Consider the following 12,864-nt stretch of genomic DNA (forward strand, 5'->3'; position numbering starts at 1 on the left):
CTACCGGGGCGGCGGCCGACCCGAAACCGGCCAACCCGTAGGGGGGCAGCCGACTTCCCCATATGGCGATCCGTATGGTGGCGGTCCGCGCTACGACGACCCCTACGGTGGGAGGGAAGGCCAGCACCGCGGTGGGACAGACCGTCATGACCCGCGTGACCAGCGGGCTACCCGCATACCCGGCCCACCTCAGGTCGGGCCTGGCCCGACCGTGGCCGGCCCTGGGGTTCCCGTCGGCCATCGCCCGCCCTACGATCGTGCAATTCCAGACGGCCAGCGCGACCCGCGACGCGACGTCCGGCCGATTGATCCCGACGACAACATGCACGAGCAGGAGACGTACCGTCCAGATCAGCTTCCCCCCGCCCCGCGCCGGAGCCCACCCCAGCGCGAGCGACCGGCTGGAGCCGCCCCACCACCTCAGACCGATCGCGGCTGGTAGGCCGCTATGAACGGATCCGCACCCAGCAACCTGGTGCTACTTGTCGTTAAAATCAGTTTTTTGGTGCTACTGTGGGCATTTGTCCTCGCCGCTGTCCGGGCCGTCCGGCTGGACGTGTTCGGGCCGACAAAACGCCAACAACAGAACCTTCAGGCGGCAGCACGTCCGCTCCGCCCGACGCCCGCCCGCCAAGCGCCACCAGCTCGACCGCCGAGCAAGCCTCCCAGTCGGCGATCGCGAACACCGAGCAAACTTGTCGTTACTAAGGGTCAACTTGCGGGGACGATGCTTCCACTTGGACCGATGCCTGTCACCATCGGACGGGCGCAGGATTCAACTCTGGTCCTGGAGGACGACTTCGCCTCGGCGAGGCATGCAAGACTCGTCCCCCACGACGGCCAGTGGTTCGTCGAAGATCTGGGCTCGACCAATGGCACATACCTCGACCGCACGAAGGTGACCAGTCCCATGCCGGTACCTCTCGGCGCGCCGGTCAGGATCGGGAAAACCGTCCTGGAGCTTCACCGGTGAGCCTTAGGCTTCACTACGCCGTTCGCTCGGACGTCGGCCACGTCCGAGAAGGCAACGAGGATTCCGCCTATGCGGGCTCGCGGCTGGTAGCCGTAGCCGACGGCATGGGCGGACACGCGGCCGGTGAGGTGGCCTCCTCCACCGTGATCTCCCAGCTAGCCGACCTGGACGCGGACGTCGGTAGCGGCGAGATCCTGCACGCGCTGGCGGATTCGGTGGACCAGGCCAACGCCGAGCTGCGCGCAATGGCCAGCGAGGACGGCTCGCTCGAAGGCATGGGCACGACAGTCACCGCGCTGCTGCTGTCGGGAATCAGTCTCGGCGTGCTGCACGTCGGCGATTCACGCGCCTACCTGCTGCGCGAAGGCGTCCTGCGCCAGGTGACCCATGACCACACGCTGGTCCAGGATCTGGTCGACCAGGGACGGATCACTCCCGCGCAGGCCGACACGCATCCACAGCGGTCATTACTGATGCGTGCCCTTGACGGGCGCGACGTCGAGCCGGACCTGTTCATCCAGGACGCGATCACCGGCGACCGGTACCTGCTGTGCACCGACGGTCTGTCCGGGGTCGTGACCGAGGTGACCATCCACGATGCGCTGCTGCTGCCCGGCCCGCAGGATGTCGTCGACAGGCTGGTCGAACTCGCGCTCAAGGGCGGCGGTCCCGACAACATCACGGTCGTCGTCGCCGACGTGGTGGAGGACGATGACGAGGGTGACAACCGCCCGCTGATCGCCGGTGCCGCCGCGGAGAAGCGGATCGTGCCGGGTGCCGCGGCCGCCCGTACCGGCCCGAACCCGCAGTTCCCCGACCACGAGTCACCGGCCGCCAAGGGTGCCAGGATCGGTCGGATCGGCACCCACCGGCGCGACCCGGACCCCGGTGACGCACCCGATGCGGTCTCGGCCCGACGCCATGTCCCCCGGCCGGTACTCGCCGGTCTGTGCGCCGTCGTGCTCCTCGGTGCCGCGGCCCTGGGGGCCTGGTTCTACCTCCACCGGCAGTACTACGTGGGTGTGGACAACCAGCATGTAGCAATCTTCGAAGGGGTGCCCGGGAACTTCGTCGGGATCTCCCCGCACTGGTTCAAGGAGTCCGTGAATCCCGTCATCGCGGTGAGTGATCTCCAAAAGTCCGTAAGCGACGATGTGACCAATGGTCACCCGGTGAGCAGCCTCGGCGAGGCGCGCGCCTTCGTCACGAACATCAGGCAGAGCCTCAAGAGTGCGGCGGCGGACATCACGGATCCGATCGCGGTCACGCCGACGGCGACCCCGACACCCACCGGGGACGCGTCCGCCGGAAGCGTCACCGTCTCGGTACCGTGCGGCACCATCTCATTGCCCACCTGCGCCCCGTCGCCCGCCGCACCAGGATGACGCCCGCAGGATGACAGGCCTCCCCCCGCTCCGCGGCAAGGCGGTCGACCTCACCGGAACCTTCGCCCGGTCCCCGGTCCCGGCCGGAGCGCAGCTGCCGCCCTATCGCCAGCGGGAGCTGTGGTTACTTCTGTTCGCGGGCCTGCTCGCGACGGCCGCGCTGGCAGCCGTGGTGCTGGCAGTCGACGGGACCATCACCCCGTCGGTCTTCACCTACGGCCTGGGCTTCGGGGCGCTGTGGGGGCTCGCGCACCTCGCGGTACGGCGGTTCGCGCCGGCCGCCGACCCCATCCTGCTGCCGCTTGTCGCGGCCCTCAACGGTCTCGGCCTGGTCATGATCTACCGGCTGGACCTGGCCAAGGCCGCTGCCGCGGTACGGGCCGGTAAACACGTTCCGGCTGGCACGGCCCAGCTCCAGCTGGTGTGGACGCTGCTCGCTCTCATCGTTTTCGTGCTGGTCCTGGCCGTCGTCCGGGACCACCGGACGCTGTCGCGCTACGCCTACACCGCCGGTCTTGTCGGGTTGGTGTTCCTGCTGCTGCCAGCCATGCCGCTGATCGGAGCGACCATCAACGGCGCCCGACTGTGGCTGCGGATCGGCCCGTTCACCTTCCAACCGAGTGAGATTTCGAAGATCATTCTGATGATCTTCTTCGCCGGCTACCTGGTGAACAAGCGCGACGTCCTCTCGGTGGTCTCCCGATCCTTCCTCGGGATGCACTTCCCGCGCGCCCGCGACCTCGGACCGGTCCTCGTGGCATGGCTGGCGAGCCTCGGTGTCCTGGTCGTCGAGAAGGATCTCGGGTCGTCCCTGCTGTTCTTCGGCATGTTTCTGGTCATCCTCTACGTCGCGACCGAGCGGGCGTCCTGGGTCGTGATCGGGCTCGGTCTGTTCATGCTCGGCGCGGTGCTGTCCTATCAGCTGTTCGGGCACGTCCAGGTCCGGGTGGACGGCTGGCTGCACGCGTTCGACGGTGACAACCCCAGCAACAAATCGTTCCAGCTGGTACAGGGCCTGTTCGGGTTCGCGGCCGGCGGAATCACCGGTACCGGGCTCGGGCAGGGCAGCCCGCAGCGGGTTCCCTTCGCCAACACCGACTTCATCGTCGCGAGCATCGGCGAGGAACTCGGTCTTGCCGGGATCATGGCGATCCTCGTCATCTACGGGCTGGTCGTGACGCGTGGCCTGCGAGCCGCCGTCGGCGCCCGTGACCCGTTCGGCAAAATGCTGGCGACCGGCCTGTCCGCGTCGCTGGCCCTGCAGGTCTTCGTACAGGTCGGAGGCGTCATGCGGCTCATCCCGTTGACCGGTCTGACCCTGCCGTTCATCTCCTACGGAGGATCGTCGATCGTTTCCAACGCCGCCATCATCGCGTTGCTGCTGCGGATCAGTGACTCCTACCGGCGCCCGGCGTCGGCCACGCCGGCCGCGCCGCTGTTCGACCCGACCGCGGTGGCCGACAGCCCGACGCAGGTGGTGAAGACAACATGAACGCACCCATCCGCAAGGTCGCCATCGCGTGTCTGGTGTTGTTCGCCGCGCTGCTGGTCAACGCCAACTGGCTGCAGGCCGAGAACGCCGACACCCTGCGGCACAAGCCCGGCAACGCCCGCCAGATCACCGCACGGCTCGAGCGGGAGCGGGGTTCGATCGCCGTGGCCGGCGGTCAGGCGGTCGCAAGCTCCGTCCCGGTGGACGACGAGTACAAGTTCCAGCGGCAGTACCCGGCCGCGAAGCTCTACTCCAACATCGTTGGCTACTACGGGCTGTACACCTCCGCTGGCCTGGAGCGATCCCAGAACGACTTCCTGTCCGGTGAGGACCAGCGGCTGTTCGTGTCCAAGGTCTCCGACCTGGTAACAGGCCACGAACAGCGGGGTGGGAGCATTGTCACCACGTTGGTCCCGCAGATCCAGCAGGTGGCGACCACCGCGCTCGGCAACCGCAAGGGGGCGGTGGTGGCGCTCGACCCGAGAACAGGCGAAATCCTCGCCATGGTGACCAGCCCGAGCTATGACCCGACGCAGCTGGCCAGCCACAACGACACGACGGCCAGTAAGGCCGCCCAGGCGCTCAACACCGACCCTGACAAGCCGCTGCTCAACCGCGCAGCCCAGGAGACGTACCCGCCCGGCTCGACGTTCAAGCTGATCACCGCGGCGGCAGCCCTGGCCGCCGGCCACCAGCTCGAGGAGCGCATCGCCGCCCCCGACGCACTTCCGCTGCCGCAGAGCCGGACCGTCCTGCCGAACTTCGCCGGCGAACGCTGCGGCGACGGCGAGACCGACACGCTCATCCACGCCCTGACGATTTCCTGCAACACCGCGTTCGCCAAGCTCGGCATCGACCTCGGTGACGCCGCCCTGCGGGCGCAGGCCGAGGCGTTCGGCTTCAACTCGACCGTGCCCGACTTCCCCCTGGCACAGGTACCGAGCGTGTATCCAACCGCTAAACTCGACGGTGCGCAGACCGCGCAGTCGGCCATCGGGCAGTTCGACGACAAGGTCACGCCGCTGCAGATGGCCCAGGTGGCCGCGGCAATCGGCAACAACGGGGTCATGATGCGGCCCTACCTCGTGTCCGAGCTACTCGGCCCCGACCTGAAGGCAATCAGCCGGACCGAACCCGAGGTCTACAAACGACCGGTCAGACCCGACGTCGCCGCCAACCTGAACACCATGATGCAGAGCGTGGTCACCAGCGGCACCGGCACCAAGGCGCAGATTCCCGGGGTCGCCGTCGCCGGCAAGACAGGCACTGCCGAGCACGGCGACAACGAGCCCCCACACGCCTGGTTCGTCGGCTTCGCCCCGGCGATCAACCCGACCATCGCCGTCGCGGTGATCGTCGAGAGCGGCGGCGGCGAGCTCAGTACGGGCGGCGCGGTGGCCGCACCCGTGGCCCAGCAGGTCATGAAGGCCACATTGGACGCCCGCCGGTGACACATCCAGCCCCGCCGGGCTTCGGCGAACCGTACCCCGGTGCCGCGGCACCGGCCAGCCCGCCGCCAGCGCCTGTCGCGCCACCGCCGGGGTCACTACCGGTAGGGCCGCCGGCTGTCGCGCCGGTAGTCGCGCACCCCTTCGGCGGCTCACCACTGGGCACCGTCCTGGACGGCCGGTACCTGCTGGAAGGACGGATCGCCACCGGCGGCATGGGTGAAGTGTGGCGGGGTCTCGACCAGACCCTCGGCCGTCCCGTCGCGGTGAAGCTGCTGCGTCCCGAATACGCCAGCGACGAGTCGTTCCTCGTCCGTTTCCGCGGCGAGGCCCGGCACGCCGCCCGGGTGTCGCACCCGGGCGTGGCGTCGGTCTACGACTACGGCGAAGTCATCGTCCAAGGTAATCATCCGACCGCGTACCTGGTGATGGAACTGGTCGAGGGCGAGCCGCTGTCCGCGCTGCTGCACCGGGAGAAGCGCCTGTCCCCCGAGAAGACCCTCGACATCCTCGGCCAGGCCGCGGACGCCCTGCAGGCGGCGCACGCCCTGGGGGTGGTCCACCGCGACGTCAAGCCCGGCAACCTGCTGTTGCGCACCGACGGCGCGGTCAAGGTCACCGACTTCGGCATCGCCCGCGCGGTCGACGCCGCACCGCTGACCGCCACCGGCATCATGATGGGCACGGCGTACTACGTCTCCCCGGAGCAGGCATCCGGGCGGCCGGTGACACCGGCAAGTGACGTGTACTCCCTGGGCGTGGTCGCCTATGAGTGCCTCGCCGGCCGGCGTCCCTTCGACGACCGCAACCCGATCGTCGTCGTGATGGCGCACCAGCAGGAAGAACCTCCGCCGCTGCCACCTGACGTACCCGAAGCGGTCCGCGGCCTCGTGCAGGCCGCGATGGCGAAGGATCCGGCCCGCCGGCCGGCGTCCGCCGACGGGTTCGCCCGCACCGCCGCCGCGATCCGCCGGAGCCTGTGGAGCGCCGACGCGACCCGCCGGGGCGTCGGCCCGGGGGCCGTGCCGCACCCGGGCTCGGATACCACCGCCAGGCGTCCCGGTCCGGCCGGTAGCCGTGGCGGGCCGGACTTCGCGCCGGGGCAGCCCGCCCGGGAGCGGCCGCCGTCGTGGACCCGCCAGCCGTCCTGGAACACCGGATCCCCCGAGGAGATCCGGTCCCGCTGGGACGCTCGGTCCAGCTGGAATGTGGAGCCCCACAACGGCCAGGCACGTGACCACAGCGCCGTTCGCGGGTCATTCCAGGAAGCGTCCGACGACAATGCGGGCCCGGCCGGCGGCACCCCATCCGCGCCCTGGGATGCTCGAACCCACACTCCGTCGTCCGCCCCCACCGGCCGGCCGGACGTCGCGCAGTCGGACATCCATGCCTGGCAGCCGTCTCCCGCGAACCGCACCGCGCTCCGGCCGCCCGGTGGACGGGCGGCCCGGCGGCGAGCTGACGGCAGCCACGGCGGCTCGCCGGGCGAGGGCCGACGAAAGCTGTCGCTACCCGTCCTGATTCTCCTTCTGATCGCCACCGTGGCCGTCACCGCGCTGATCACTCGGACGATCGCCGGGAGTAACGGGTCAGCCACAAGCGCACCGCCGCCGAGCTGGGCGGTGCACGTGCCTCGGGCCGGGGGTGGCATCGTCACCGATGACAGCGTGACCGGGAACGACCGGAAGGGCGAGCACGGGTGGCAGGCGTGACTGAGGTGTTCGGGACCGAGCCCCGCCTGGTGGGTGAGCGCTACGAGCTGGGCGAGATCCTCGGTTACGGCGGTATGGCCGAGGTCTACCGCGGTCGCGACGTACGGCTCGGGCGCGAGGTCGCGGTCAAGACGCTGCGCGCTGATCTCGCACGCGACGAGACCTTCCTGGCCCGGTTCCGACGCGAGGCGCAGTCGTCCGCGGCGCTCAACCATCCCGCGATCGTGTCCGTCTACGACACCGGTGAAGACCTGATCAACGGCATGACCATTCCGTACATCGTGATGGAGTACGTGGAGGGACGCACCCTGCGCGACGCGCTCCAGCGCGAGGGTCGGTTCACCGAACGCCGGGCCATGGAAATCACCTCCGACGTGTGCGCCGCACTCGACTACAGCCATCGGATGGGCATCATCCACCGGGACATCAAGCCCGCGAACGTGATGCTCTGCCTGGACGGCTCGGTCAAGGTGATGGACTTCGGCATCGCCCGGGCGACCGCTGCCACCACGTCCCACATGACGCAGACCGCCGCGGTGATCGGCACTGCCCAGTACCTGTCGCCCGAACAGGCGCGTGGGATCCGGGTGGACGCCCGCAGCGATGTCTACTCGACCGGAGTACTGCTCTACGAGCTGCTGACCGGACTGCCACCGTTTCGCGGCGACTCCCCGGTCGCCGTCGCCTACCAGCACGTGCGAGAGAACCCGGCGCCGCCGTCCACCCATGACCGCGACATCACCCCCGATGCCGACGCGATCGTGTTCAAGGCGATGGAAAAGGATCCCGACCGCCGCTACTCCACCGCCGGGGAGATGCGCGACGACCTCGAACGTGCTCTTACCGGCCGGCGCATCTACGCGCCACCACTCATGGGCGACCAGCTCGCCACCCGGCTGAACCCACCCGGGCCGCCAACGGGGACGCAGGTGATCTCCCGTGATCGTGACGCCTACTACGGGGACGACTACCCGGACTCCCGCGACGACCCCTACGGCAAGACGGCATACGGCCAGAACGCCTACGACCAAACCGGCGGCTACAACCGGGCGGGCGGCGGTGGCACCGGTCTGAGCGACGGCGGCCCGGTCGACGCCGGAGCGCCGCCCGAGCCCGAGCGACGGTCGGCCGCCTGGAAGTACATCCTGGCCGGGCTGTCGGTGGTGGCGGTCTTCGTCATCGTCACGTTGATGGCCACCAAATTCCTCGGTGGCAGCTCGACCGCCAACACCGCCAGCGGCACGACGAAGATCCCGGGAAACCTCGTCGGGCAATCGAAGACCGTCGCCGAGAACAACCTCAACAACGCCGGTTTCACCAACATCCGGTCGAATACCGTCCAGGACAATGCGCCAAAGGACCAGGTCACCGCGGTTGATCCGTCTTCGGGCACCACGGTGGCCAAGACCGCGCAGATCACCCTCAGCGTGTCGGCCGGCCCTGGAGCGTTCACCGTGCCGCCGGTGGTCGGTCTTAGCCAGAACGACGCGGTGACTCAGCTGAAGGCGGCCGGGCTCACGCCCAAGGTGGCTTCCTTCACCGGTGCGAGCACTCTGAAGCCGGGCTACGTCCAGTCCGCCGACCCCGATGTCGGAACATCGGTGACCTCCGGCGAGACGGTCACCATCTCCGTGGTCAGCCAGCAGATCACCATCCCGGACGTGACGAGCCAACCGCTCGACGCGGCACAGGCCACCCTGGAAGGGTACGGCCTCAAGGTGATCCAGCAGTCCAGGGTGAGCAGTCAGCCGACCGGCACCGTGGTCGCCCAGAGCCCGCCGAGAAGCAGTTCGGTCAGCCGCACGTCGACCGTGACGCTGTATGTCTCACAGCAGCAGCAGACCGAGACCCAGACGCCGACCCAGACGCCGTCAGCGACGCCGTCCAGTAGTCCGTCGCCCTCCCCGAGCGCGACACCGTCGCCGTCGCCGACGGCCGCCTCCCCGACCTCGTCGAGTACCCGGCGCGGACTTTTTCAGTAAGAGCGTCCGGCAATTGGGGCGTGGATGAAGGAGCGTGGTTGGGGTGCGTAGATCGCGAGGCGGAGGAGGGAGTCACCCTGGTGTTGGGTGGCGACCGACGACAACGTGGCGAGGTGCGTGCCCCAACCACGCGACGCCGCGTCCCCTATTGCCGGGCGCTCTAAGTGGGATCGATCGGGCCCAGGGTCAACGGGCCCAGAGTCAACGGGGGGCACCGGGTCAGACGAAGGCCGTCTGACGCAGGGCTTCGACCTCTGCTGACAGCGCCGGCGCCAGCGCGAGCGCCATGTCGTCCCCGCAGACCGACAGCCAACGGGCCAGCAACAGGTGGCCGCCCTGGGTCAGTACTGATTCCGGGTGGAACTGGACGCCTTCCAGCGGAAGGGTCCGATGGCGCATCGCCATGACCACACCGCTCTCGGTACGCGCGGTCACCTCGATCTCGTCCGGCAGCGTTGCGGCATCCACCGCGAGCGAGTGATAACGCGTCGCGACAAACGGTGACGGCAGGTCCGCCAGCACACCGGTGCCGGCGTGCTGGACCACCGACGTCTTGCCGTGCAGCAGCTCGGGCGCCCGGTCGACCGTGGCCCCGAACGCCACCCCGAGCGCCTGATGGCCCAGGCACACCCCGAGCATCGGGACGCCGGCCGCCGCGCACGCGCGCACCATCGGGACGCTCACCCCGGCCGCCTCCGGCGTTCCCGGCCCGGGTGAGACCAGCACCCCGGCGACACCGAGCGCGACAAGATCGTCAACGTCGACCTCGTCGTTGCGGCGGACGACGCTGTCCGCGCCGAGCTGGCCGAGATACTGCACCAGGTTGAACACGAACGAGTCGTAGTTGTCGACAACCAGGATCCGCATCTGCCTGTCCCCTCCGCCTATCCCTACCCGGAACCGGCCGGATGCTCCGGCGGATCGCGGCGGCGCCGCTCGACCATAGTGACAACCAGCAGGGCTTCAGCCGCCGGCAGCGTCCGGATCCGGCTTGCCCGTCCCGACGTCGGCCTTCTCCGCATCCCGCAGCGCCCTGCGCAGGACCTTGCCAATCCCGATCTTCGGCAGTGGCTCGGTCCGAAATTCGAAAATCTTGGGAACCTTGTATGCGGACAGCTCCTTGGCTGCGTGTGCCCGCACCTCGTCGACGGTGAGCGACGCACCGGACCGCAGCACCAGAAAGGCCTTGACCGTCTCACCACGGTAGGCGTCCGGGACGCCGATCACGGCGACCTCGGCGACCTCGGGTATCGCCAACAGGACCTCCTCGATCTCGGTCGGGTAAATGTTGAATCCACCCGCAATAATGATCTCCTTCTTCCGGTCGACGATCTCGAACCAGCCATCGGCGTCCATCCGCGCGATGTCACCGGTGAGGATCCAGCCATCCTCGGTCAGCGTCGCTTTGGTGGCCTCCGGGTTTTCCCAGTAGCCGGCGAACACCTGCGGACCCCGCACCAGCAACTCACCGGGTTCGCCCACCGGCACTTCCCGGGTGGGGTCGTCCCTGTCGACGATTTTCGCTTCGGTGGACGGGACGGGCAGCCCGATCCATCCCGGGCGTGTCGTACCTCCCAACGGACCGGCGTGGGTCAACGGTGACGTCTCGGTCATGCCGTATCCCTCGACGACCGGCATACCGGTCGCGGCCTCCCAACGCCGCTGAAGATCGGCGGGGAGTTTCATCGCGCCGGACAGGCAGCCCCGCAGCGAGGTGAGGTCGACGCTCCGCGCCCGTGGGTTGTCCAACAGGGCCTGATAAATAGGCGGAACGCCCGGGAAAAGCGTCGGACGGTGCCTGACGATGGCGTCGAATACCATGGTCACGTCAAACTTCGGCAGCAGGACGACGTGCGCACCGAGCACCATTCCCTGAATCAGGCACAGCGTCATGCCGTATGCGTGGAACATCGGCAGTACCGCAATAATCACCTCGTGGCCGAGGCGGGCGTCGACGATCCAGGCCCGACCCTGCTCGCCATTCGTGACGAGATTTCGGTGGGTCAGCATCGCGCCTTTGGCCGTTCCGGTCGTTCCCGTGGTGTACAGCAGGACTGCGACGTCGGACGGGGCTGCCTGGGCCGAGGTGCTCACCGGCTCGGCCCGGCCGGTCCTCAGCACGTCCAGGAATGCGTGTGCCCGGGCGTCCGCAGGCAGGTCCGTCACAATCTCGGCACGCCTGCGCCGCGCCTTGGCGATGGGTAGCCGCAGCAGCAGCTGGTCCTTTTTCGGCAGGAAGTCCGGAATCGAGGTGGAGATGACCTCGCGCACCCTGGTCCGGCCGGATCGGCGGGCCGCCTCAACCGCCGCGTAGGTCCGGTCGAGGCAGATCACGTACTCCGCTCCGCAGTCGGCGAGCTGGTGGGTGAGTTCGGCCTCGGTATAGAGGGGATTCGCCTCGGCCACAATTGCGCCGAGCCGTACCGCCGCCTGGAAAGCGATCACGTGCTGCGGACAGTTCGGCAGGATCAGCGCTACCCGGTCACCCACCCGGACGCCCAGCTTTACAAGGCCGCCGGCAAATGCCCCGACCTGTTCGTCGAGGACGCTGTAGGTCGTGGTAGTACCAAAGAAGGAAATCGCCGGACTTGTCGGAAACCTGGCCACGACATTCTCGAACAACTGCCCCAACGTGATATCAGGGACCTCGACCTCCCTGGGGACACCCTCGACATACGACGACTGCCACGGCCTGTCAGCATAGGTGGTGGATTCGGTCATGACGGTCTCCCGCTCGGTTGTCGATCCACCTGGCATCGCGGGCACACTCCTAGTCAGTTTGCGGTTGAGCGTCATTCTGGCAAGGAAACGAACGGGAAACAGCTCGAAGCTCCCGGCGACAGGGACGCGGCAGGTAGGGCGGCAGCGGGAGTGCCCACCGTGGATGCCGGGGAGTCGCCGGCATCCTGGGCGCCGGCCGGACCGGCCCGCCTTCAGAGATCGTGCCGACCTGGCCGAACGTGTCCGACTGTACGGACCTGGCCGAACGTGTCCGACTGTACGGACCTGGCCGGACACGTTCGCAATGGCCCGTTCGGCCAGGCGTGAGCCCGGGCCTGTCTACCCTGTGGGACAGGTGGTCCGCAGTATCCCGGCCGATGCCCTCGGCCGGGATGGCCCCGGCCAGCCCACGAAGGTCGTCACGGTCCTCAAGGAGCCTCGAAGTGCCCGTTTCCCGGCGTCGCAAGAAGAAGTCGACCACGTCACCACCGCAGGTCACCCAGGTCCGCAAGCACAAGCCGCCGTCGCCGCCGTGGGTGGGCGTAATGATCCTGGCGCTCTTCGCGATCGGAGTCATCTGGCTGTTGGTCTACTACTTCTCCAACGGCAACGTCCCCGGACTGGACAGTCTAGGCGCCTGGAACATCCTGATTGGGTTCGGTTTTGTCGTGGTTGGCCTTGGAGTGGCTACCCAGTGGCGGTAGCGCATACCAGTGGTGTTCCCAAAGAGTTCCACGGCTGTCATTCATCCCCAACAGTTGTCCACAATGTGGATATCGCACTGTGGTGGCCCACAGCTTGCACCCGCGACCTGCCGGTCATCGCGATAAGCAACAAAAGAGCTACACGGAGCACCGGACTCACGGGGCACTGGGCTCAAGGTCCACTGGTGTGAGGCCGGTGGCCCCTGAGCCCTCCTCGGCCCGAATCACGTGCATGACCGCGTTGATGAGGGCCAGGTGGGTGAACGCCTGCGGAAAGTTCCCCAGATGCCGGCCGGTGCTCGGGTCGAGCTCTTCGGCGTAGAGATCCAGCGGGCTCGCGAAGCTCAGCAGCCGCTCGCAGTGCTGCCGGGCGGCGACCACCTCGCCGATCTCCACCAGGGCGGACACCAACCAGTAGGAGCACATCAGGAAGGCGCCCTCCTTCCC

The 12,864-nt window shown here is 68.2% G+C and carries 10 protein-coding genes; 7 read left to right on the forward strand and 3 right to left on the reverse strand.

Going from position 1 to position 12,864, the window contains the following annotated elements; all coding sequences use genetic code 11:
• Positions 1-448: 448 nt before the first annotated feature.
• Genes U9980_RS08205 through pknB form a run of 6 tightly spaced genes read left to right on the forward strand, consistent with a single transcriptional unit; the run spans position 449 to position 8,992 of the window.
• Complete coding sequence (locus U9980_RS08205) at positions 449-973, forward strand: FHA domain-containing protein (protein WP_322755489.1); 525 nt, start codon at positions 449-451, stop codon at positions 971-973.
• On the forward strand, positions 970-2,358 hold the full coding sequence (locus U9980_RS08210; protein ID WP_322767386.1) for a PP2C family serine/threonine-protein phosphatase: 1,389 nt from the start codon (positions 970-972) through the stop codon (positions 2,356-2,358). The genes U9980_RS08205 and U9980_RS08210 overlap by 4 nt, the downstream gene beginning before the upstream one ends.
• A gap of 10 nt (positions 2,359-2,368) precedes the next feature.
• Positions 2,369-3,850 carry an FtsW/RodA/SpoVE family cell cycle protein gene (locus U9980_RS08215; RefSeq protein ID WP_322767387.1) on the forward strand — a complete coding sequence of 494 codons (1,482 nt, stop codon included), beginning with the start codon at positions 2,369-2,371 and terminating at the stop codon, positions 3,848-3,850.
• Positions 3,847-5,301, forward strand: coding sequence for a penicillin-binding protein 2 (locus tag U9980_RS08220; RefSeq protein ID WP_322767388.1), 1,455 nt, complete (start codon positions 3,847-3,849; stop codon positions 5,299-5,301). Before U9980_RS08215 ends, U9980_RS08220 begins: the two co-directional genes overlap by 4 nt.
• Positions 5,298-7,010 carry a protein kinase domain-containing protein gene (locus tag U9980_RS08225; RefSeq protein ID WP_322767389.1) on the forward strand — a complete coding sequence of 571 codons (1,713 nt, stop codon included), beginning with the start codon at positions 5,298-5,300 and terminating at the stop codon, positions 7,008-7,010. The genes U9980_RS08220 and U9980_RS08225 overlap by 4 nt, the downstream gene beginning before the upstream one ends.
• Positions 6,998-8,992, forward strand: a complete 1,995-nt coding sequence (pknB, locus tag U9980_RS08230; RefSeq protein ID WP_322767390.1) for a Stk1 family PASTA domain-containing Ser/Thr kinase — start codon at positions 6,998-7,000, stop codon at positions 8,990-8,992. The genes U9980_RS08225 and pknB overlap by 13 nt, the downstream gene beginning before the upstream one ends.
• Before the next feature lie 219 nt (positions 8,993-9,211).
• Here pknB and U9980_RS08235 read toward each other — a convergent pair whose 3' ends face one another.
• Positions 9,212-9,859 (reverse strand): aminodeoxychorismate/anthranilate synthase component II, encoded by a 648-nt coding sequence (locus U9980_RS08235; RefSeq protein WP_322749466.1) that lies wholly within the window; start codon positions 9,857-9,859, stop codon positions 9,212-9,214.
• Positions 9,860-9,955: 96 nt separating this feature from the next.
• Positions 9,956-11,713: an AMP-binding protein gene (locus U9980_RS08240; protein WP_322767391.1), complete on the reverse strand. Its 1,758-nt coding sequence runs from the start codon at positions 11,711-11,713 to the stop codon at positions 9,956-9,958.
• A 443-nt stretch (positions 11,714-12,156) separates the two neighbouring features.
• Between U9980_RS08240 and U9980_RS08245 the strand changes: the two genes are divergently transcribed.
• A complete protein-coding gene (locus U9980_RS08245) occupies positions 12,157-12,417 on the forward strand; it encodes a cell division protein CrgA (RefSeq protein WP_322755481.1) in 261 nt (86 codons plus the stop codon).
• Between the two features lie 156 nt (positions 12,418-12,573).
• On the opposite strand, the gene U9980_RS08250 is transcribed toward U9980_RS08245, so the two are convergent.
• Positions 12,574-12,864 (reverse strand): glycoside hydrolase family 15 protein (locus U9980_RS08250; protein WP_416210196.1); only part of this gene is annotated, 291 nt, incomplete at its 5' end.

Origin of the sequence: Protofrankia sp. Cr1, assembly GCF_963555865.1 — a bacterium.
GTDB lineage: Bacteria > Actinomycetota > Actinomycetes > Frankiales > Frankiaceae > Protofrankia.